General features: G+C 46.2%; 20 protein-coding genes and 3 riboswitches. Of the genes, 9 read left to right on the top strand and 11 right to left on the bottom strand.

Annotation, left to right across the window (positions count from 1 at the left end; all coding sequences use genetic code 11):
• Positions 1 to 183: 183 nt before the first annotated feature.
• Positions 184 to 966: a TerC family protein gene (locus SB724_RS02280; protein WP_410569943.1), complete on the bottom strand. Its 783-nt coding sequence runs from the start codon at positions 964 to 966 to the stop codon at positions 184 to 186.
• 246 nt (positions 967 to 1,212) lie between these two features.
• On the bottom strand, positions 1,213 to 1,848 hold the full coding sequence (locus SB724_RS02275) for a DedA family protein (protein WP_410570531.1): 636 nt from the start codon (positions 1,846 to 1,848) through the stop codon (positions 1,213 to 1,215).
• Positions 1,849 to 2,353: 505 nt separating this feature from the next.
• Here SB724_RS02275 and ku point away from each other — a divergent pair.
• The gene (gene ku / locus SB724_RS02270; protein WP_486304052.1) at positions 2,354 to 3,235 is read left to right on the top strand and encodes a non-homologous end joining protein Ku; all 882 of its coding nucleotides are present in this window, start codon (positions 2,354 to 2,356) and stop codon (positions 3,233 to 3,235) included.
• A 2-nt stretch (positions 3,236 to 3,237) separates the two neighbouring features.
• Positions 3,238 to 5,073, top strand: a complete 1,836-nt coding sequence (locus SB724_RS02265) for a DNA ligase D (RefSeq protein WP_265972096.1) — start codon at positions 3,238 to 3,240, stop codon at positions 5,071 to 5,073.
• 9 nt (positions 5,074 to 5,082) lie between these two features.
• Here SB724_RS02265 and SB724_RS02260 read toward each other — a convergent pair whose 3' ends face one another.
• The 4 genes from SB724_RS02260 to SB724_RS02245 form a co-directional block, all read right to left on the bottom strand.
• Positions 5,083 to 5,637 (bottom strand): YkoP family protein, encoded by a 555-nt coding sequence (locus SB724_RS02260; protein WP_410569939.1) that lies wholly within the window; start codon positions 5,635 to 5,637, stop codon positions 5,083 to 5,085.
• A 179-nt stretch (positions 5,638 to 5,816) separates the two neighbouring features.
• The gene (locus SB724_RS02255) at positions 5,817 to 6,281 is read right to left on the bottom strand and encodes a MarR family winged helix-turn-helix transcriptional regulator (protein ID WP_007610911.1); all 465 of its coding nucleotides are present in this window, start codon (positions 6,279 to 6,281) and stop codon (positions 5,817 to 5,819) included.
• Positions 6,282 to 6,423: 142 nt separating this feature from the next.
• Positions 6,424 to 6,606, bottom strand: a complete 183-nt coding sequence (fbpA, locus tag SB724_RS02250; protein ID WP_410569937.1) for a Fur-regulated basic protein FbpA — start codon at positions 6,604 to 6,606, stop codon at positions 6,424 to 6,426.
• Between the two features lie 88 nt (positions 6,607 to 6,694).
• On the bottom strand, positions 6,695 to 6,850 hold the full coding sequence (locus SB724_RS02245; protein ID WP_003154733.1) for a hypothetical protein: 156 nt from the start codon (positions 6,848 to 6,850) through the stop codon (positions 6,695 to 6,697).
• A gap of 194 nt (positions 6,851 to 7,044) precedes the next feature.
• Between SB724_RS02245 and SB724_RS02240 the strand changes: the two genes are divergently transcribed.
• Complete coding sequence (locus SB724_RS02240) at positions 7,045 to 7,377, top strand: MerR family transcriptional regulator (protein ID WP_003154734.1); 333 nt, start codon at positions 7,045 to 7,047, stop codon at positions 7,375 to 7,377.
• 35 nt (positions 7,378 to 7,412) lie between these two features.
• On the opposite strand, the gene mgtE is transcribed toward SB724_RS02240, so the two are convergent.
• The 3 genes from mgtE to SB724_RS02225 form a co-directional block, all read right to left on the bottom strand.
• A complete protein-coding gene (mgtE, locus tag SB724_RS02235; protein ID WP_012117400.1) occupies positions 7,413 to 8,768 on the bottom strand; it encodes a magnesium transporter in 1,356 nt (451 codons plus the stop codon).
• Positions 8,769 to 9,002: 234 nt separating this feature from the next.
• Positions 9,003 to 9,168, bottom strand: a riboswitch (M-box (ykoK) riboswitch).
• Between the two features lie 106 nt (positions 9,169 to 9,274).
• Entirely contained in the window at positions 9,275 to 9,412 is a 138-nt protein-coding gene (locus SB724_RS02230; protein WP_003154740.1) for a transcriptional regulator SplA domain-containing protein, read from the bottom strand.
• A gap of 87 nt (positions 9,413 to 9,499) precedes the next feature.
• Entirely contained in the window at positions 9,500 to 10,762 is a 1,263-nt protein-coding gene (locus SB724_RS02225; protein ID WP_265972100.1) for a glycoside hydrolase family 18 protein, read from the bottom strand.
• Between the two features lie 165 nt (positions 10,763 to 10,927).
• A riboswitch (TPP riboswitch) is annotated at positions 10,928 to 11,041 on the top strand.
• Positions 11,042 to 11,220: 179 nt separating this feature from the next.
• Between SB724_RS02225 and SB724_RS02220 the strand changes: the two genes are divergently transcribed.
• The 3 genes from SB724_RS02220 to SB724_RS02210 are packed head-to-tail and all read left to right on the top strand — an operon-like array spanning position 11,221 to position 14,180.
• Positions 11,221 to 11,820, top strand: coding sequence for an ECF transporter S component (locus SB724_RS02220; RefSeq protein ID WP_007610905.1), 600 nt, complete (start codon positions 11,221 to 11,223; stop codon positions 11,818 to 11,820).
• Positions 11,807 to 13,444 (top strand): ABC transporter ATP-binding protein, encoded by a 1,638-nt coding sequence (locus SB724_RS02215; protein WP_265972105.1) that lies wholly within the window; start codon positions 11,807 to 11,809, stop codon positions 13,442 to 13,444. The genes SB724_RS02220 and SB724_RS02215 overlap by 14 nt, the downstream gene beginning before the upstream one ends.
• Entirely contained in the window at positions 13,419 to 14,180 is a 762-nt protein-coding gene (locus SB724_RS02210; protein WP_012117396.1) for an energy-coupling factor transporter transmembrane component T family protein, read from the top strand. Before SB724_RS02215 ends, SB724_RS02210 begins: the two co-directional genes overlap by 26 nt.
• 45 nt (positions 14,181 to 14,225) lie before the next feature.
• Here SB724_RS02210 and SB724_RS02205 read toward each other — a convergent pair whose 3' ends face one another.
• Positions 14,226 to 15,059, bottom strand: a complete 834-nt coding sequence (locus SB724_RS02205) for an STAS domain-containing protein (protein ID WP_265972108.1) — start codon at positions 15,057 to 15,059, stop codon at positions 14,226 to 14,228.
• Between the two features lie 219 nt (positions 15,060 to 15,278).
• Between SB724_RS02205 and SB724_RS02200 the strand changes: the two genes are divergently transcribed.
• Together SB724_RS02200 and metE are read left to right on the top strand one after the other, a co-directional pair.
• Positions 15,279 to 16,238 carry a S8 family peptidase gene (locus SB724_RS02200; protein ID WP_410569933.1) on the top strand — a complete coding sequence of 320 codons (960 nt, stop codon included), beginning with the start codon at positions 15,279 to 15,281 and terminating at the stop codon, positions 16,236 to 16,238.
• A 139-nt stretch (positions 16,239 to 16,377) separates the two neighbouring features.
• A riboswitch (SAM riboswitch) is annotated at positions 16,378 to 16,532 on the top strand.
• 83 nt (positions 16,533 to 16,615) lie between these two features.
• Positions 16,616 to 18,904, top strand: coding sequence for a 5-methyltetrahydropteroyltriglutamate--homocysteine S-methyltransferase (metE, locus tag SB724_RS02195; protein ID WP_410569931.1), 2,289 nt, complete (start codon positions 16,616 to 16,618; stop codon positions 18,902 to 18,904).
• Positions 18,905 to 18,952: 48 nt separating this feature from the next.
• On the opposite strand, the gene yeiL is transcribed toward metE, so the two are convergent.
• Positions 18,953 to 19,624 (bottom strand): transcriptional regulator YeiL, encoded by a 672-nt coding sequence (gene yeiL, locus SB724_RS02190; protein ID WP_140957290.1) that lies wholly within the window; start codon positions 19,622 to 19,624, stop codon positions 18,953 to 18,955.
• An 81-nt stretch (positions 19,625 to 19,705) separates the two neighbouring features.
• Here yeiL and SB724_RS02185 point away from each other — a divergent pair, with 81 nt between their 5' ends.
• Positions 19,706 to 20,890, top strand: coding sequence for an MFS transporter (locus SB724_RS02185; RefSeq protein WP_061581978.1), 1,185 nt, complete (start codon positions 19,706 to 19,708; stop codon positions 20,888 to 20,890).
• Positions 20,891 to 20,996: the final 106 nt, after the last annotated feature.

The raw sequence follows: 20,996 nt of genomic DNA, 5'->3' as shown, positions 1-20,996 counted from the left end.
TATGACAAGCCAATAAAACGTACTATACATGATTTCGTGCCCCCATGCAGAATTAAGGGGGTTTTCTCTGTGTTTTTTGTAACAATGCTGTTATAAAATTGTTATCATATGTCTTAAATGTAAGCGTTTCAAACAAAAAAGGGAACCTGCTTTTTAAAAAGTCAGACTCCCTTTTTGATCATTTTACGCGTGTTCTCTTTTTTCCGATTCCGCACCAGACTCTATTTGTTTTGCTCCTGACATAAACCATCCGCAAACCGCAATGGCAGCCAGAACCGCCCAGAAAATGATTTTCCAGGCCGCCGAATGGATGACATCTGCCGGAATGATACCGAGTTCCTCATGGGCCAATGTATAAAGAGCGAGCTTCACGCCTACCCATCCGACAATCACAAATGCCGCCGTTTCAAGGCCCGGCCTGGTTTTCAGTAAGGATACGAACATTGATGCCGCAAAACGCATAATGATTAAACCGATTACGCCGCCGGCTAAAATAACGAGAAACTGACCGCCGTCCAAGCCGCCGATGGCAGGAAGCTGTGTTCCCGGGAGCGTCACGGCAAGCGCGACCGCCGCTAAAATGGAGTCAACGGCAAAAGCGATGTCCGCGATCTCCACTTTCAAGACAGTCTGCCAAAACCCGCTTTCTTTCTGCGTTTTCTGACCGTTGTTATCTTTAAATACATACCGCTTCAGCAAATGGCTGACCGCAATGTAAAACAGATATAAAGCGCCGACGGCCTGGACCTGCCAAACATTCACCAGAAAAGAAATGGCGAACAGCGACCCGAAACGCAAAATAAATGCGCCCGCCAATCCGTAAAATAAAGCCTTCTTCCTTTGTTTTTCAGGAAGATGCTTCACCATCACAGCCATCACCAGCGCGTTATCCGCCGCCAAAATCCCTTCCAGCCCGATTAAAACGAGAAGAACCCATCCATACTCCAATAATAATGCAAAGTCCAATCCATTCCCTCCGTTTCTTTTTTCTATCATCCGAGCTTATACCGGCGGTTTTTTTACACAAAAAAGACCTTTGCCGATATAAGGCAAAGGTCTTGCTAGACATGAATGATTGGCATGCCAACAAAGCCGATGGATATGATCCATGAATTGACGACTTTGTTTCCGGATTATCCGGACGCTACTCCCCTTTGGGATTTCAAGAAATATTTGTTTATACGCTCATGATAAAGCCTGTTTCATCATTTGTCAACGCTTAACTTTTTTAACAAATCGAGAAATTTTTTCTGTTTTGGCCCGCTGTTTTCTCTTCTTTAAAAACATCCAAAGTATGAGAAGCAACACAATGAATATACCGAGCGGCAGCATATATTGATCGAGGATGGAACCGACGCTTTTCCAATTTTCCCCGAGTTTCATTCCGAGGTATACGTAAGCAAATGTAATCGGCAGCATCGCTGCATATGTATATAGAGAGAACACCCAGACATTCATCTTCGCAATGCCGCACGGCAAAGAAATCAGTGTCCTGACCCCCGGTATAAAACGGCCGCTGAACGCGACCAAACCTCCGTGCTTCTGAAAGAAATCATCTGATTTCTGCAGGGATTCGGGTTTTATCCATATATACTTTCCATATTTCAGCAAAAACGGCCGACCGCCCAGCCTGCCGATTCCATATAAGACAAGCGGACCTGAAACACCGCCGAGCGAACCGGCAAACACGGTCCCGGCAAGCGTCATATCCCCTTTTGAGACCCAATATCCCGCAAGCGGAAGAACAATTTCCGCCGGGATGAATTCTATACTGAGCGCCAAAAAAATTCCGGCGTAAGATAAGCTTTTAAACGCTTCAATTATTGATATGATGAAATCTTCGATGATCTATCACTCCCGGCTTACGTCTATATTCCGAAACTTAAGAATGATTTTAACACAAAACCTTGAGTCTGAAATATCTTTTAGACATGCCCGTTATAAATGTGAGTCGTTTCAGATCGGTATAGCGGGAGGGAATAAGCGCAATACAACGTCCCGCCTGTCTCCTGATTGCTTGTCTGGCGGCGGTTATATCACTTAAGTTCTCCGGAAAAATTACCCTTCGCGGTAAGCGGCGGCTGACCGCAGATTCAGTTCATATGGGAGCGGGAAATTTTCTCAGTCACTACATGGGAATGCGGGGCATTTCCCGGGGAATGATTTTCAGGGACTTCAGCGCTTTAAAGAACTTACCGATTCACTGATTGTAAATCAAGAATTCATTTCCTTTTCAGCCGACCATTTCCGCTGAGGAAATGGAACAGCCGCTCCATGCCGCATCACCCATAAGTTGCTACACATGGAACGGACCCGTTTATCCACAATAAAAGACAAAAAGGAGTTTTTATTCATGCACACGATGTGGAAGGGTTCGATCAGTTTCGGCCTCGTCAATATCCCGGTCAAGCTCTTTGCGGCCACTGAAGATAAAGATATAAAATTCCGCAGTCTTCATAAAGAAGACCATGCGCCGATTAAATACGAAAAAATCTGCACCGGATGTGAAAAGAGTCTGGAGCCTGATGAAATCGTGAAAGGCTATGAGTATGTAAAAGGGAAATACGTCATTATGACAGACGAAGACTTGAAAGACGTAAAACAGGAACATGAAGAAAAGGCGGTTGAGATTGTTGACTTTGTCCAGCTGCAGGAAATTGATCCGATTTATTTTAACCGGTCTTATTATGTCGGGCCGGGAGATAACGGCACAAAAGCCTATACACTTCTGCGGGAAGCGCTGAGGACGACGGGTAAAATCGGGATTGCCTCCATTACGATCCGCTCTAAACAGCAGCTTGCGATTCTTCGCGTGTATGACAACTGCATCGTGATGGAATCCATTCATTATCCGGATGAAGTCAGAAATGCCGGACATGTGCCGGGCGTTCCCGAGCAGACAGCCGTTAATGAAAAAGAGCTGCAGACGGCGATTACGTTAATTAATGAGCTGACAACCGAGTTTGACCACGAACAATACGAAGACACATACCGGAAAGCCCTTCTCGCTAAAATTAACGATAAGCTCGAACATGAAGAAGCGGGCGTGACACCGGCTGCTGCCGGCCCGCGCGAAGATGTCATCGATCTTGTCAGCGCGCTTCAGGCAAGCATTGACCGGACAAAGCGGCCGGATCGCGAACAGGCTGCACCGGCGCGGACAAAAGACGCCGCGTCAGCAGGCGGCGGAGGCAAAAAGAAGAAGACGACCAGACAAAAAGCCGGAACGTCTTAATCATGGTGCTGACGATGCAGCCGATTTTGACCTCTGTACCGCCTGAAGGCAGTGAGTGGCGCTATGAGGTAAAGTATGACGGATTCCGCTGTCTTCTCCGCATAGACGAAAGCGGCGTTACATTAACCAGTAGAAACGGACAGACGCTGACGAATCAATTTCCCGAAATCACGGCTTTTGCGGCCCGGTGTTTTCAGCACATGAAAGACAGGTTTCCCATTACGCTTGACGGAGAGCTTGTCTATTTAATCAATCCGTACAGAGCGGACTTTGAGCATCTTCAAATCCGCGGACGTTTAAAACGGACGGAAGCAATTGAAAGCACCGCTGATAGACGGCCGTGCCGCTTTCTGGCATTTGATCTCCTCGTTCTGGAAGGCGCCGGCACCGTCTCATTACCGTATGTGAAACGGAAACGCGCCCTTTCCAAACTGCTTAAAGAAGCAAATCTTCCCGCCTGCCCTCATCACTTAGCGGAAGAAGCGATTCAATACATTCCGGAACACACTGACTTTGATGCGCTTTGGGACAAGGTCGTCCGCCATGACGGAGAAGGTATCGTAGCAAAAAGGGCTTCCAGCGGCTGGGCGGAAAATAAACGCTCTCCCGACTGGCAAAAGTATAAACATATGAAAACGGCACATGTGCTATTAACCGGGTTTAACCCGAAGAACGGGTATGTAACGGCCTCTGTTTTAAAAGACGACACCGCCGTCCCGATCGCTTCCGTTTCCCACGGCATGCAGGCGGAAGAAAAAAACGCCGTCAGAACCATTATGGAGACCCATGGAAAAAAACAAAAAAGCGGCGAGTATACACTTGAGCCTTCTATCTGCATGACCGTGCAGTATTTAACCATATTGCAGGACACGCTGCGTGAAGTATCTTTTGTGTCTTTTCAGTTTGAAATGGATTGGACGGAATGCACGTATCAGCAGCTTATCCTTCACTCTAAAACGCTGCCGCCGAAGCTGCAGTTCACAAGCCTGGATAAGATTGTTTTTAAAAAACGTGAAAAAACGAAAGCAGATTTCCTTAGTTATATGGTGAAAATGAGCGATTTTCTTATGCCCTTTCTTAAAGATCGGGCCGTCACGGTGATCCGTTATCCGCACGGCGCGCCTGGCGAATCTTTTTTTCAAAAAAACAAACCGGACTACACGCCGGACTTTGTCTCAAGCGTGTTTGACGGGAGCCACGAGCACATCGTATGCAGCAGCATACCGTCACTTTTATGGCTGGCTAATCAGCTGGCGCTTGAATTTCACGTTCCGTTTCAGAAAGTTCATTCTGAAAGGCCCGCAGAGATTGTCATTGACCTTGATCCCCCGTCAAGGAATGATTTCCCTATGGCTGTGGAGGCTGCGCATGTGCTGAAACAGCTGTTTGATTCATTCAGTATTACGTCATTCCCGAAGCTCTCCGGAAATAAAGGCATTCAGCTCTACATCCCGCTTTCACCGGAAGCATTCACCTATGAAGAAACCCGTGCGTTCACAATGCTCATCGCCGATTATTGCGTCAGGACGCGCCCGGATCTTTTTACGACAGAGCGGTTTATCAAAAACCGAAACGGCAGGCTCTATCTAGATTATTTGCAGCATGCCGAAGGGAAAACCATTATCGCCCCCTATTCGACCCGGGGCAACGAACTGGGAACGGTTGCGGCTCCCCTTTATTGGAGCGAAGTCAACTCCTCTTTAACACCTGATGATTATACGATCGATACAGTAGTGAACCGCGTCAGGACAGAGGGAGATCCGTTTTATGATTTTTACCGGAATCCGCAGGACGGCCCGCTTTCAATCGTGCTTGAGCAAATCAAGAGAAAGAGCTGACGCTTTTTGTCAGCTCTTTTCAGTCTGATATGTGCACATCAATTTTTCTTTGGAAATAAATAAATAGCAGGAGTAAGGAATGTTTTTGAGGGTGAGCTGTTTTGCAGTAAAGTATAAAATGGGAATATGGGCCGCTTTCTTAAACAGCCTGTAGCAGCCGCTGGACGGTTTTATCACATCAAAACCGAGTCTCGCCGCTCCTTTATGAAGCATTGTAATGCCGACGACTCCCTTAATCTCGTCTTTCCGTTTATGCTCGTTAATATAATCCGCTAAATGAGGCATGGATTGATATACCTTCTGATATAGCATAATCCCCCTTCTGACCGCGCTTTCAATAGGCTGCAGCTCTTTCAGGAGTTTGACATTATGAAGATGAATCTTAACTAACACGTCGTTTTTTTTAATTCTGGTTCCGTCGCTCAGGATGACTTCTTTTCCTTTATATCTAGTCAAACGGACGCGGAATACATTCGATTGCCGTTTATCAATCAGCGTCAGCCGGGTAAAGAAGAAATAAAGCGGATCAAGTAAGTACCATATAGACAGCAGACAGCTTCTCACATGTTCACCTTCTTTATATTCAAAGCACCCTCATATTTTGGCATGGGGCATGTCACATTATGATTGGTAAATAATGATGCCGACCTGTATCAGCTTATGCAAAAACCGCTTCAGGCTCTACTGTCCGGAACAGAAAAAAAACACTCTTCGTGAAGAAGAGTGTCTGTATCCGCTTTCTTTTAACGGAAAAGCAAATGCTGGCTGTGAATTCCCGCTTTTTTCAGTAGGGCTATCAGCTGTTCCTGTTCCTCAGGCATAAGTCCTGAAAACGCTCTCGCAATTCTCAATGAATGAATCGGATAAATTTTATCCAAATACTCGTTTCCTTTATCAGTTAAATGGGCGTAAACAGACCGTTTGTCCTTCGGGTCTTGTTCTCTGACCAAAAACCCGTTTCTTTCAAGCTTGTCGATGACATAGGTGACATTCCCGCTGACAAGCAAAAGACGCGACCCGATTTGCTGAAGCTTTTGCGGTCCTCTCGTATAGAGCAGCTCCAAAACGGCAAATTCAGTCGGATTAAAACCGTGTTCTTTACTGTCTCGGATGCTGTGTTCAGACACACTCTTGAAAGCCCTTGCAAAAACTTTGTACAAATTCATCGAACGCATCACTTCTTCTTCGTTAAATGATAATCTCATCATATCTACCCCGTATTTAAGATTTTTATAAAAAAATAATGTAAACCCTTACAATTCATAAGAGTCGTTCTTTGTTTTATATTCTATTCGTGCCGTTTTTCAGAATTCCTTCTTTTTTATATAAAAAAATACCCTTATACATCATTTAATTTGTATAAGGGTTCCGTTCTCTATAGGGAATGTTCCGAAAAAAATACGCGTATTCCTTTCTCAGCTCCGTAATTGTCATGGAATTGAGTATTTCTTTCGTATAGACTCCGATCTGCAGAAGCTTTTTGGAATAATGGTTTCTCTCTTTGTCCAATGCATTTTGAAGCAAACGACTCATGGCGGCCTCCTTTGTTTTCCGTTATTCTATGATCAGAATAACGCTTTTATATCAAAGACGTATAAAGCCATTGTAAAACTTCTGTAGATTATGATGTTTTTCGGTAAAGTCCGTTCTGGACGGCTCTGAGCAGCGGAAAAGCGTGTTCCCCGGCAAGCTGCATGAACGCCTCCAGCATTTCATCGCGTTTCATATCTAATTCAATGATTTCTTTTGCCAGCGAAACCGCTTTTTCTTTCTCCATTCCTATCCTTCCTCCTCATTGTTGTCTGTACAGTAAGCATAAAACGGGGCAAAGGACCATGCATTAACCTTGTCAATTTTTCTGCCGCTTTTTTTCTAAAATTTTCTATTTCACGTCAGAAAACCTGACAAGCGTCAGGTTTTTTCTCTTTTTTTCTTATATAATATGAGTAAAAGACATCCAGGGGTGGAAAAATGACGACAGACGAACAATCTTACAAAGATAAAAAAGTAATCTCGATCGGCATTGTAAGCGAATTAACCGGATTGTCAGTCAGACAGATCAGATACTATGAAGAACGGAAATTAATCTACCCGCAGCGTTCATCACGGGGAACGAGAAAGTATTCTTTCGCGGACGTTGAGCGGCTCATGGATATTGCCAACAAGCGGGAAGACGGCGTGCAGACGGCTGAGATTTTAAAAGACATGCGAAAAAAAGAACAGGCTCTTAAAAACGACCCGCAGCTCCGCAAAAAAATGCTGGAAGGACAGCTTAATGCTCATTTTAAGTATAAAAACCGCTGATCAAAAAAGTCCGCCTCCTGTGAGACGGACTTTTTTTATAAAGCATGAAGAAATGCAGTTGCAATGCCGAAATAAATTAATAAGGACAAAATATCGTTCAGCGTCGTAATCAGCGGTCCTGATGCAATCGCCGGGTCAATGTTCAGTTTATGAAGAATAATAGGGACGATCGTTCCCGCCATCGTACCGATAATCAACGTTGCAAGCAGCGATGAACCGACGACAAAACCGAGCGTTAAGTCTTTCTGCCAGACGGTTGCGACAATCGTAATCGCGATCGCACAGACGATGCCGATATAGATACCGGTTCTTAATTCACGGAAAATCAGTTTAAAGATGGTTTTTTTATTCATTTCTTCTTTAGCCAGTCCTCTGATGACGACGGCGAGTGACTGTGTGCCTGTATTACCCGTCGTTCCCGCGATCATCGGCATGAAAAACGCGAGGGCGACTACTTTTTGCAATGTATCTTCAAAATAATTCAGAATGCTTCCGGAAATCAATCCGATAAACAAAAGCAGAATGAGCCACGGCAAACGGCGGTACGCCGCAACGTACGCTTTCGTATCAAATGTAATCGCCTTACCGGAGGCTGCGAATTTTTCGTAATCTTCATCGGCTTCTTTAATCACGACGTCAATAATATCATCGACAGTGACAATACCGACAAGCACATGATTTTCTTCCACGATGGGAATGGCTAAAAAGTCATACCGCTGGATCAGCCGGGCGACTTCTTCCTGGTCTTGGAGCACCCCGGCCGAGATGACACGAGTAAACATGAGATCCTGCACTTTATCCTCAGGCTCGCCGAGAATTAAATCTCTGTATGAGAGCACTCCGACAAGCTGCTTGCTGTCATTAATCACGTACAAATAATTTATTGATTCTGCGATTTCTGCAAAGCTTTTCAGCTTCACGACCGCATCTTTTACTGTATAATGCTGCGGAATCCAGACGAAGCGGTTCGTCATCATCCGGCCCGCCGATTCTTGCGGATAGTTCATCAAAAGCTGTACGGCCTTTGATTCCTCAGCCTCCATGCTGGATAAAAGCTGTTCTTTCAGTTCTTCATCCATCTCTTCCAGCAATGCTGCGAGATCGTCGTTATCCATTTTATTCATTGCGAGAGTGGCTTTCGTTTTACCGACTTTATGCAAAACGGCAAGCTGAAATTCCCGCTCCAGCTCTCCGATCATATCGGTGATGTCATCAACCGTCATATATGACAGATAGCGGGCCCGGTGCTTTTCCGGCATTTCTTTAAACAAAAATGCCATGTCATAGGGCTGAAGCTCATCTATCATGTTTCGGAATTCTTTTATTTTTCCGTCCCGCAATAAAATAATAATGCGTAATATGAGTTCGTCATAGGTCATGTTTTGGACCATCGGGACTCGTACCTCCTTTACGGAGACGCGCCGTCCGTCAAGGGAAGTGCGGCGGTTTGTCTCCTCATCATGTCGTCACTGGTTATCTGGCTGTATATGGGTACTTCTTCTGACATACTCGAATGGGGAGAATCCATACTCCGCACCTCCTTATCATGCTCAGTCGTGTACGTTTTGAGGCATAAAAAAAACCTTCTGATATGAAGGCGAAAACAAGCACGGCAAATAAACGTGCGGGGCCTCCAATCGTAGAGCTTTAGCACTGTATGGCATAGGACAGCCATCCAGCTGCGTTAAGAATCACCTTATGTCGATGATTCCTGTTGACCCATTGGCGTCTTTGGACATTTTTGGGCAGCAGCGTATCTCCATACAGGAGCCTCACCTAACGAAGTTCTTATTTGAATTGACACACTGAGATTACAGAAAAAAAAGGAATGTGTCAACCTTAAATTTGTGATTTCAGCACATGCCTATAAAATAAATGGAATAAAGGCATAAAACCCTTATTCCGGCAAATCGCTTTCATCTTCTTCTGAAAGGAAATGATAGGATTCATGCAGCATGAGCGCGTACTCCCCTTCTTTTGTCGGATGCGGTACATACTCAGCCTCGTTGATATACTGCTCTTCCCTTTTCTTCATATGACAGACCTCCTGTTCAATTTTAGATTGTCCAAAAGAAGACCCGTTATCATAGGAAAAAAATCACTTGCGGAGCGGGACATGCAGCTATATTTTTCGGATCGTGAAAAAGTTCCTAAGCAGCCACGGGCCCGGTTTGAAACCGAGCGTTAATTGCCACGCGCCGATCGCCTGCAGTCCGAACTCCCGAACGAGAACCATTTTTTCACTCATGCTCCGCACATCCTCAAACCACACTTCATGCGTTCTTCCATTTTCATCAGTATACCGGAAGTAAGGGGAACGCTCCTGCTGGGAATAACGGATCACTGATTGATGCTTCATGGCCGTTTCCATGGCGCGCTGATTGGAGATGGCGGATCCGGTCGTTCCCGGACGGTACGGAATCACCCAATCATACCCGTACAGCGGAACACCGAGAATCACTTTTCTTCTCGGCACCCTGCTGATGACAAAATTGATCGTTTGCCTGACCTCTGTCAAAGGCGCCACGGGTCCCGGCTCACTGCCGGCGTGGTGCCAGTCGTACGCCATAATGAACATATAATCGACGACGGCTCCGATTCCGCCGTAATCATATCCCCTCAGCCACGGCACTGCATCACTTGTTTTCGCCGGAACCGATATCGTTAACGCGAGCTGATGCTCTGAAAGCCGGGTTTTTAACTGCCGGAGAAATCCTGTGAAGAGGTCCCTGTCAGCTTCTCTGACCCGTTCAAAATCGATATTTACACCGCCGTATCCCTTTCTTACGGTTAAGGAGACGATATTGTTGACGAGATTCGTTCTTGCCGTCGGATTTTGCAGCACTTGATGGGCTAATTCCGGACTGAATCCCCCTTCTGTCAGATTCGTAATGACGGCAAGCGGGCGCACTCTGTTCTGCCATGTGGTTTCTATTGCGGTTCTGTCGTTTAAATCGTTAATGATATCTCCATTCGGGCCAAAATGATATTCAAACAAAGAAATCGCCGAAGAATACGGCGCAAAATCATTAATTAACTCTCTATCCGCTTCAGGCGTCCGAATGACATAAAATTGCAGGGTACCCGCAAGATAGTTAGAGATATCAGGGATCTTCACTTTCATACCCGCCCGCAGCCGGTTCGGCGGAATATCCGGGTTTGCCTGCATCAGCTGCATCTGCGGCACATAAGCCTTACCTGCGATAACGGCATACGTATCATTCGGCTGAACCGTATATTCATTAAGAGGGATTAAAAGCGCCTGCCCCGGAACGATATTCGTTTCCTCAAGCCCGTTGACGCTTCTGATGCTGTCAACAGGGTATCCGTACTTTCTGCTGATGGAAAATAACGAGTCGCCAGACTGCACTGTATGAACAAACATAGATGTCCTCCGTTTCCTTTTGATCAAAAGGGCTCTTCTTATCTTAGGGCTCTTCTTATCTTTATGAATGATCTTCCGCTCCGATTCCAAACTCTGTTCGGAGAAAGGCTGTTTACAAATCAGACATGATCAACTATGATGATGTCATCATAAAAAACTGTATAGGAAACGCACTAGGGGTGCTGTTATCGGCTGAGATAAAACATGCGGCAGGCGTGTTTTGATCCCTTATAACCCGATCTGGATAATACCAGCGTGGGGAAGTGCAGATTGACCGGAGCGCAGGGTTTTTCCCCATGCGTTTTCGTTCTGCTGCTGCATATTCCCTCGGATATGCAGTTTTTTATTTTTCATTAAAAAACGGGGGAGGACACCGCAATATGAAACTAAATATAAACCGCCTGTAAAATCAACTCTTTCATACATACGACTATCCGATAAGAAAGCAGGAGATCACAATGAAAAATTGGAAAATGAGAGAAATTGTCGTCATGTCCGTCATCAGTGTTGTATTTGCTGTCATTTATTTAGTATCAACTCATGCAAGCAATATAGCGGCAGGATTTTTCGGCAGGATGAGCTATGAACCGATTTACGGTATCTGGTTTATCGTCTCGGTGATTGCCGCGTACATTATTCAAAAACCGGGAGCGGCTCTCGTTTCTGAAATCATCGCCGCGTTTGTGGAGTGCTTACTCGGAAATCCGTCAGGACCGATGGTGATTCTGATCGGGATCGCACAGGGAATCGGTGCGGAAGCGGTCTTTTTTGCGACACGCTGGCGGATTTATACCCTGCCCGTGCTTCTTTTATCCGGTATGGGGTCTTCTGTGACAAGCTTCATTTATGACTTGTTCGTTTCGGGGTACTCTGTTTTGAATCCGGGTTTATTAGCCGTCATGCTTCTCATCCGTCTGGTCTCAGGTGCGCTTCTTGCCGGCCTTCTCGGCAAAGCAATCAGTGATGCGCTGGCTTACACAGGGGTGCTGAACGGCATGGCGCTCGGAAAACAATTCAAGAAGAAAAAGAAACAGGTGAACCAAGATGCAGGCATTTGAGCCCCTTCTATCGGCCGGCCGTCTTACCTTTTCTTATGATCAGGATGAAAAGCCGATTCTTCAAAACGTGTCCTTTCAGCTCCGCAAAGGAGAGCGGGCTTTATTGCTCGGGCCGAGCGGATGCGGTAAAAGCTCGCTCGCTCTCTGTTTAAACGGTCTGTACCCGGAAGCATGCGATGGGGTTCAATCGGGAACCGTTTCTTTATACAGAACACCTCTTTCACATCTGACAGAACCCGCCGCCAGATCCATCGGCGTCGTGTTTCAAGATCCGGACCAGCAGTTTTGCATGCTGACGGTTGAAGATGAAATCGCCTTCGGCCTGGAAAATTTGCAATATACAAAAGAAGATATGGACGCAATCATCGATGACGTTTTAGAAAAATTAGAGATCACTCATCTGAAAACGCGAACGATCGCTTCGCTGTCAGGCGGTTCAAAACAAAAAGTGGCGCTTGCCTGTATCATTGCGATGGAACCGGAACTCATTATTTTGGACGAACCGACGGCACAGCTTGATCCATATTCCGCACGTGAATTAGTGCGGCTGATCAAAGATCTTCAAGCAAAAAAAGGCTTCGGCCTTCTCGTTATCGAACATCAGCTTGATCATTGGGCGCCGTGGATGGACAGGACGATTGTCCTTGATGAAACGGGTCAGAAGGTGATGGACGGAGAGACGGACGTTATCTTTGAAACAAAGATTGGAGAGCTGATGGAGCTCGGCATTCCGATCCCGCGTGTGATCTCATTGCAGGAGCACGTCAGCATTCCTTTTACATTGTGTAAAGAAAAGCTGTTTCACGAACCTGTACCATCTCTGCCCGAACCCCGGCCCGCCGCGCTTTCGGCAGAAGACGCGCTGAACGTTCACGAGCTGTCATTCTCAAGAGGAGCAGACGTCATTTTTCAGGATGTGAGCTTTTCCGTAAAAAAAGGTTCAATCACCGCGATTGCCGGCCCTAACGGAACAGGAAAATCCACGCTCCTTTCTGCCGCGGCCAAGCTCATCCGTCCGCTGGGCGGAGACATCAAAATAGACGGCAGACCGATTGATTCCTATTCTGAAAAAGAGCTGCGGCGGCTGATCGGATATGTTTTCCAAAATCCTGAACACCAGTTTGTCACAGATTCCGTCATTCAAGAGCTGATGTTCGGTTTTGAAAGCAGCAGAGCCGCAAAGGAGAAAGCTCTTCAGCTGTTAACCCGATTCGGCCTGAGACGCCATGCCTCACAGCATCCGTTTTCTTTAAGCCAAGGACAAAAACGCAGGCTCAGCGTCGCGACGATGCTTATGCACAATGTGAACGTTTTGATGCTTGATGAACCGACTTTCGGACAGGATGCCAAAACGGCGCGGGAGTGTATGCAAATGCTCCGTGAGATTCAAAAGGAAGGAACGGCTGTTTTAATGGTGACACACGATATGGAACTCGTCTCAGATTATGCCGACACGATCCTTGTGCTCTGCGGCACGAAACTGGTATTCCGGGGAACTCCCGACGCTTTGTTTTCTGATAACACCGGGATCGCCGAGCAGGCGCATTTGGCTTTGCCGCTGCGGTATGAATGGATGAAACACGACAGGAGGCGGAGAAATGAACTTGCGGCTGGAGGCTGTTAACCCGTCAATAAAGGCGGCGGCTGTATTGTTATGCGTCATTATGCTGTCGTTTATTTATAATCCGTACACCCCTGCTTTGTTTTATATCATCATTGCGGGAGGCGTCCTCTCGGCGGGGCGTGTGCCGCTGAAAAAATGGCTGCTGTTCACGATTCCGTTTGTCATTCTGGCCTTCGGTTCTTTATGGACAGCCGCCGTATTCGGAAACATCCCGACAACCGGAAGCAACCTGCTGTTTAAGCTCGGGCCGATTGCCGTCAACAGTGATAACGCGGCGCTCGGGATTTCTATCGCGTTTCGTATTTTATGTTTTTCCGCTTTGTCGATGATGTTTCTTTTCACAACCGATCCGATTCTGTTCATGCTCAGTCTGATTCAGCAGTGTAAGCTGCCGCCCAAGCTTGCATACGGCGTTATCGCGGGGTTCCGGTTTCTCCCTCTTCTGAAAGATGAAATCCTGATCATCCGGCAGGCGCACAGAATCAGGGGCGCGGCGTCTGATTCCGGGCTGAAAGGAAAGCTCTCCGCCTTCAGGCGCTTCACCATTCCGCTATTGGCAGGCGCAATCAGAAAGGCGGAACGCACGGCGATCGCGATGGAATCTAAAGGCTTTACGGGGAGCCGAAACCGCACGTTTTACAGAACTGTTACTGTGCGCCGCGCCGACTGGTGCTTTTTCCTGCTCGTGCTTCTGTTATTCGGCGCAAGCTGGCTCATTTCATTGTTGTTTGTATAAAAACAGGCCGCCGGAGTGATTCGGCAGCCTGTTTTGTTATGTATGTTATTGATGATAATTGAGAGCCTGAGCGAGATTGGACTTGATCGTAATATCTGAGAAATTAATGCCGAGCTGTACGGCGGTTTGAGCCATTTCCGGCCTGATTCCGGATAAAGTGGACGTGACGCCGATCAGGTTCAGCGCCTCAATTAATTTAAAAATCTGATGCGCCACCATCGTATCGACAACCACTACACCCGACAGGTCAATAAACAGATGTTCAATCCGCCGTTTGGCACATGTGCTCAGCGTATTTTCAAGAATGAATTTGGCGCGCTCCGTGTCAATATCGCCGACAAGCGGCAGCAGCGCCGTCCGTTTGCTCAGCGTGATAACCGGCGAGCTTAACTCCAAAATCATTTCTCTTTGCGCGTTCAGCTGCATTTTTGAGTTATGCTCGGCATGATCGACAAACGTGTAAATCGTAAAATCAAATACTTGTACAATTAAATTCTCCCATTTCTTCCTTTCTCCCTGTGCAAACGAAGATTCATGTTTATCGGCAAACGCATCATAATAACTGATGTATAGTCTCCGGTTTCTCATGAATTCACGGACCACATACTGGACGGGTGTATCCAGATGCTTCTGGTCTTTCGCGAGCTCAATCACCCACTGCTCGAACTCTTCTAAAAATTCTTTTTCCGGCATGATATACATTTTATTAATATGCCGGTAAAATTCTTTATCCTGCTCCGTCAGTTCTTCTGTGATGACAGGATTTGTCAAAGAATAAATCGAATTCGGATCCGAATCTTCCATCGTTTCGATCCACTCTTTCGCAATTTGATCCACTTGTTCTGAAAAATAGTTGTATAATGCTTCACTTATCTTCATATCTCTTCTCCTTTCCCATTTCCAATTATAGCGTCAGCGGGTCATGAATGAAAATGAAAGCTGTCAAACTATCCATATATTTGAAATTTTTTAGTACGATAGATTACGCCTTTTTTATGAAAATGCTTCAAATGACTCTTTCCGACCGGCATGCTCTGCCATAAAATAGTAGCAACACCCTTGTATCCACTCGCAAGCATAAAAAAGGAGGGCTTTTTTATGAATGGTGAAATGCATTTGATTCCTTATGTCACGGATGAACAGATCATGGATGTGAACGAGCTTCCTGAGGGGATTAAAGTGATTAAGGCGCCAGAGTTGTGGGCAAAAGGGTTTAAAGGCAAGGATATTAAAATCGCGGTGCTTGACACAGGCTGCGACATCAATCATCCTGATTTGAAAGATCGGATTGTCGGCGGGAAAAACTTCACCGATGATGACGGAGGCAAAGAAGACGCGATTTCCGATTATAACGGACACGGGACACACGTTTCCGGAACGATTGCCGCCAATGATTCAAACGGCGGAATTTCGGGTGTCGCGCCGGAAGCAAGCCTCTTAATTGTTAAAGTTCTCGGCGGTCAAAACGGCAGCGGCAAATACGAATGGATCATTAACGGCATCAACTACGCCGTTGAACAAAAGGCCGATATCATTTCCATGTCACTCGGCGGGCCAAGCGATGTGCCTGAATTGAAAGAAGCCGTCGCAAATGCGGTAAAAAGCGGTGTTCTGGTCGTTTGCGCAGCAGGAAACGAAGGCGACGGAGACGAGCGTACAGAGGAATTGTCGTATCCGGCCGCTTACAACGAAGTGATCGCAGTCGGATCAGTCTCAATCGCTCGTAAATCGTCTGAATTTTCAAACGCAAATAAAGAGATTGACCTGGTGGCTCCGGGAGAAAATATTCTCTCCACCCTTCCCAACCATAAATATGGGAAGCTGACGGGCACTTCAATGGCCGCCCCGCATGTGAGCGGAGCGCTTGCCTTAATAAAAGGGCTTGAACAGGACGCGTTTCAGCGGACGCTTTCTGAGGCTGAAGTCTACGCCCAGCTCGTGCGGCGGACCCTTCCTTTGGACATCTCCAAAACATTGGCCGGGAACGGATTTCTGTATTTAGACGCGCCTGAAGTGCTGATGGAAAGAGCCGAACAGGCACAGCTGCTGTCTTTCTGATATTTTTCTCGTATAATGATTAATCAGCTTGTCACATCACCAATTTTTAAATTGTGAGATTTTCTATTGACAGTGATCCGAATAAGCTGATAAGATAACCAACAAATGATGTAACTTTTCAAAAAAATTGAAATATTTTCTCTTATCGAGAGTTGGGCGAGGGATTGGCCTTTTGACCCCAACAGCAACCGACCGTAATTCCATTGTGAAATGGGGCGCGTGATTTTTGCGCCGAGACGATTGTCTCATAAGGCACGGTGCTAATTCCATCAGACGTGATCTGAGAGATAAGAGAGGCTTGCATTTTGAAGTTAAAGCCTCTTTCTCTCATGAGAAAGAGGCTTTTTTGTTACATCTCACTTAAAGGAGGAAACTTAATGACAACAATCAAAACTTCGAACCTCGGTTTTCCGAGAATCGGCTTGAACAGAGAATGGAAAAAAGCGCTTGAGGCTTATTGGAAAGGTAACACTGATAAAGAAACGTTTCTTAAAGAGCTTGACGGTTTATTCTTATCAGCTGTCAAAACACAGCTTGACCAACATATCGATATCGTGCCTGTCTCTGATTTCACCCATTATGACCATGTGCTCGATACAGCCGTCAGCTTTAACTGGATTCCGGAAAGATTCCGCAGCATCACGGATCCCGTTGATACATACTTTGCGATTGCCCGCGGTGTAAAAGACGCCGTTTCCAGTGAAATGACGAAATGGTTCAATACCAACTACCATTACATCGTTCCTGAATATGACGAAAGCATTGAATTCCGTCTGACGAGAAACAAACAGCTTGACGACTACCGCCGGATCAAAGAAGAATTCGGAGCGGAAACAAAACCTGTCATCGTCGGTCCGTACACATTCGTCACACTTGCGAAAGGATACGAAGAATCAGAAGCGAAAGCGATTCAAAAGCGCCTTGTTCCTCTTTATGTGCAGCTGCTGAAAGAGCTTGAAGCAGAAGGCGTCAAATGGGTTCAGATTGATGAGCCTGCCCTTGTGACAGCTTCTTCTGAAGATGTCCGCGCCGCCAAAGACCTCTATGAGGCGATCACAAAAGAGCTTTCAGGACTGAATGTCCTCCTGCAGACATACTTCGATTCGGTTGATGCATATGAAGAACTCGTTTCTTATCCTGTACAGGGAATCGGGCTTGACTTCGTACATGATAAAGGCAGAAACCTTGAGCAGCTGAAAAAGCACGGCTTCCCGAAAGATAAAGTACTGGCAGCCGGTGTGGTCGACGGCCGGAACATTTGGAAAATCGATGTTGAAGAACGCCTTGACGCGGCTTTGGATATCCTCAGCCACGCTGATGTTGAGGAGTTATGGATTCAGCCTTCAAGCAGCCTTCTGCACGTGCCGGTGGCGAAACACCCTGACGAGCATCTTGAAAAGGATTTGCTGAACGGCCTGTCATACGCTAAAGAAAAACTGGCGGAACTCGGCGTCTTAAAAGAAGGGCTTCTGTCCGGCAAAGCGGCCGTCAGTGAGCAGATCGAAGAATCAAAAGCGGCACTTAAGGCTTTAAAAGCATTCGCAACAGGAGCGAACTCAGCTCAAAAAGAAGAGCTGAATCAGCTGACGGAAAAAGATTTCTCCCGTCCGGCAAGCTTTGAAGAACGATTGGCGCTGCAGAATGAATCACTCGGTCTCCCCCTTCTGCCGACGACGACAATCGGAAGCTTCCCTCAATCTGCCGAGGTGCGGAGCGCACGGCAAAAATGGCGGAAAAAAGATTGGACGGATGAACAGTACCAAGCCTTTATTAATGCGGAAACGAAGCGCTGGGTTGACATTCAGGAAGAAATCGGCTTAGACGTGCTCGTTCACGGAGAATTTGAGCGGACGGACATGGTCGAATACTTCGGTGAAAAACTGGCCGGATTCGCCTTTACGAAATATGCATGGGTGCAGTCTTACGGTTCACGCTGCGTACGCCCGCCTGTCATTTTCGGAGATGTCGAATTTATCGAACCGATGACGGTAAAAGATACGGTCTACGCCCAATCGCTGACGGAAAAACACATGAAAGGCATGCTGACGGGACCTGTCACCATCTTAAACTGGTCATTCCCGCGTGTGGATATTTCAAGAAAAGAAATCGCCTTCCAGATCGGGCTTGCCCTCAGAAAAGAAGTAAAAGCGCTTGAAGATGCCGGTATACAGATTATCCAAGTGGATGAACCCGCGCTCCGCGAAGGACTGCCGTTAAAAACGCAGGATTGGGGTGAATATTTAACTTGGGCCGCAGAAGCATTCCGGTTAACGACGTCTTCTGTGCAAAATGAGACGCAGATTCATACGCATATGTGTTACAGCAACTTTGAAGATATCGTAGATACGATCAATGATCTTGACGCGGATGTCATTACAATCGAACACAGCCGAAGCCACGGAGGATTTTTAGAATACTTGAAAGAACATCCTTACGTGAAAGGCCTCGGACTCGGTGTATACGACATTCACAGCCCGCGTGTGCCGGCAACTGAAGAAATCTATCAAATTATTGATGACGCACTTGAAGTGTGTCCGACTGACCGCTTCTGGGTAAACCCGGACTGCGGACTGAAAACAAGACAGCAGGAAGAAACCGTTGCGGCATTAAAAAATATGGTCGACGCCGCGAAACAGGCACGAAAAAAACAAGCTCAGCTTGTATAATGAAAACAGCCATCCGCAAATTGCGGGTGGCTGTTTTTTCTGGGCGTGCTACTTATTCTTCAGCGCCTCCGCAAGTTCACTTAGTGAATCATGCTGCTTAATTTGATAGCCCCGCCCTTCTTTTTGCAAATACCCTTTTTGGCAGAATTGCGTCAGCACATGCAAGAGATGACGGTAAGATACACCCAAATAATCACAGACCGTTACGTGCTTCTCTTTATAAACCCCTTCATAAGCCGTCTGCAAAATAAAATCAGCCAGCCGGTTTTCAAGCGGGAACGCCAGACTTTGTGAATATTTCGAAGCCATAAGCGTTGCCTTAGCACTTAAAAACTTAGCCAACTCACGCAGGAATTTCGCATCCTGCAGCAATTGCGCGCGGCAGCGGTAAATAGGCAGAGCAAAACAAACAGTCTTCGCTGAGGCTTGAATTCCTTTTGTGTAATACACTTCATGTAATAGTTCCATCTCTCCGATGTAATCATTTTTGTTGATAAAATTAATTAAAGAAACTTTCCCGTTTTGATGGGTTACATATATTTTCGCTTTTCCTTCAATCACGTAAAACAGGAAGTCAGGCCTCCTGCCCTCTTGAATAATCCATTCGTCCCGCTCATATTCGCGCACTTCCATAAACTCTTCAGCGGGGAAAGAGAATAAATGCGCGATTGAGTGTTTTTTTAACTTATGCCGCTTTTTCTCGCCTTTATAAATTTCCATCGTCCACCCCAAAAATATGAGATATCTCATATTGTCTTTATGTCCTTACATGATAACATGCCAATTAAAGGAGGAACGGGAATGAAAGCATATCGCTGGATGAGTCTGCATTTTTTTAGTTTTTTTATGACATGGGGTGTTTTTCTGCCCTATTGGACAGGATGGATGGTGCATATAAAAGGGGTTTCCGTATCCGAAGCCAGTTTCATTATGAGCCTGGGCTTGGCGGCAAGAGGGATTTCCACATTATTTTTCTTCCCTTATTTATCAGGAAAATTCAGCAGCAAAGCCTTATTAAACGGTGCCAGAATCGGGACGCTTCTCGCACTTTTATGTTATATTCCCGCTGATTCTTTTCAAAGCCTGCTTCTTGTCACATTAGTGCTGCATGTGTTTTACCCTGCTTTAATGCCTGCTTTAGACAGCGCTTGCGGCGTCCTTGTACAGCATAACGAATTAAAGGCTTATGGGACAAGCCGCCAGTGGGGGTCCGCGGGTTTTGTTTCAGCCGGCGTCATCCTGTCCGTCTTTACAGGTATATTCGGAGATCAAGCGATTTTATGGGCACTGCTTTTGGGCACCCTGATATTCGCCTGTCTCAGCTTTATGCATGCGCCTGCTGTTCTTTCAAAACGGCCGGAAACAGACCGCGCAAGAAAAGAGGGTATGTTTGCCTTATTCCGCATCAAATATTTCGGTCTGGTGCTCGCAATCGTTATCTTACTGCAGGCGGCACATGCATCTTACTACAATTACGGTTATCTCTTTTTGCAGGAAATCGATGCGCCCGCATATGCCATCGGAATCATCATCAACATCGCCGTTATCGCGGAGATTATCTTCTTTGCAATCGCTGACCGATACTTTCATCAATTTACGGCAGGCTCTTTGCTCGCTCTGGCGGCGCTTGGTGCTACCGTACGCTGGATACTCGTATTTGCCTTTCCGCATGTCATCATTTTCTGTATTGCGCAGACGCTGCATGCCTGTTCATTCGCGATGGGACACTATGCCTTTATGAAATACTTAATTAAAAATATTTCACCCGCGCAAATCCCGAAAGCCCAAGGCATATATTCAGCGCTTGCTCTCAGCTGGAGCACTGCAGTATTTACTATTTTCGGAGGTTTTTTATATGAAATTGAACCCCGGTATGCCTTTATCGGAATGATTGTTTGTACGATCCCATCCATGCTACTCGCCCTTGTATACAGAAAACTTGAAATGAAAAAGAGAGTTTTTGCAGGAAACGCACAAGATATATAGCCATCGCAAATTAGACGATCACATGTCCCGCTGTCATTTTGACCCATTTACGAATGCTGTGCGATGTATTTTCTCTATATTTAATTTCCTTCATATATGATGAAAT

Origin of the sequence: Bacillus sp. SIMBA_031, from assembly GCF_046535225.1 — a bacterium.
Lineage (GTDB): Bacteria > Bacillota > Bacilli > Bacillales > Bacillaceae > Bacillus > Bacillus velezensis.
Note: the sequence above shows the minus strand (reverse complement) of the source record. Positions and strands in the feature narration are given on the sequence as shown.

Excerpts from the sequence above, each read along its gene's own strand:
- yeiL (WP_140957290.1), bottom strand. The coding sequence starts at position 19,624 with ATGGAAATTTATAAAGGCGAGAAAAAGCGGCATAAGTTAAAAAAACAC.
- SB724_RS02205 (WP_265972108.1), bottom strand. The coding sequence starts at position 15,059 with ATGAAGATAAGTGAAGCATTATACAACTATTTTTCAGAACAAGTGGAT.
- SB724_RS02210 (WP_012117396.1), top strand. The coding sequence starts at position 13,419 with ATGAACTTGCGGCTGGAGGCTGTTAACCCGTCAATAAAGGCGGCGGCT.
- ku (WP_486304052.1), top strand. The coding sequence starts at position 2,354 with ATGCACACGATGTGGAAGGGTTCGATCAGTTTCGGCCTCGTCAATATC.
- SB724_RS02215 (WP_265972105.1), top strand. The coding sequence starts at position 11,807 with ATGCAGGCATTTGAGCCCCTTCTATCGGCCGGCCGTCTTACCTTTTCT.
- SB724_RS02200 (WP_410569933.1), top strand. The coding sequence starts at position 15,279 with ATGAATGGTGAAATGCATTTGATTCCTTATGTCACGGATGAACAGATC.
- SB724_RS02240 (WP_003154734.1), top strand. The coding sequence starts at position 7,045 with ATGACGACAGACGAACAATCTTACAAAGATAAAAAAGTAATCTCGATC.
- SB724_RS02185 (WP_061581978.1), top strand. The coding sequence starts at position 19,706 with ATGAAAGCATATCGCTGGATGAGTCTGCATTTTTTTAGTTTTTTTATG.
- mgtE (WP_012117400.1), bottom strand. The coding sequence starts at position 8,768 with ATGGTCCAAAACATGACCTATGACGAACTCATATTACGCATTATTATT.
- metE (WP_410569931.1), top strand. The coding sequence starts at position 16,616 with ATGACAACAATCAAAACTTCGAACCTCGGTTTTCCGAGAATCGGCTTG.
- SB724_RS02265 (WP_265972096.1), top strand. The coding sequence starts at position 3,238 with ATGGTGCTGACGATGCAGCCGATTTTGACCTCTGTACCGCCTGAAGGC.
- fbpA (WP_410569937.1), bottom strand. The coding sequence starts at position 6,606 with ATGAGTCGTTTGCTTCAAAATGCATTGGACAAAGAGAGAAACCATTAT.
- SB724_RS02230 (WP_003154740.1), bottom strand. The coding sequence starts at position 9,412 with ATGAAGAAAAGGGAAGAGCAGTATATCAACGAGGCTGAGTATGTACCG.
- SB724_RS02255 (WP_007610911.1), bottom strand. The coding sequence starts at position 6,281 with ATGATGAGATTATCATTTAACGAAGAAGAAGTGATGCGTTCGATGAAT.
- SB724_RS02225 (WP_265972100.1), bottom strand. The coding sequence starts at position 10,762 with ATGTTTGTTCATACAGTGCAGTCTGGCGACTCGTTATTTTCCATCAGC.
- SB724_RS02245 (WP_003154733.1), bottom strand. The coding sequence starts at position 6,850 with ATGGAGAAAGAAAAAGCGGTTTCGCTGGCAAAAGAAATCATTGAATTA.
- SB724_RS02220 (WP_007610905.1), top strand. The coding sequence starts at position 11,221 with ATGAAAAATTGGAAAATGAGAGAAATTGTCGTCATGTCCGTCATCAGT.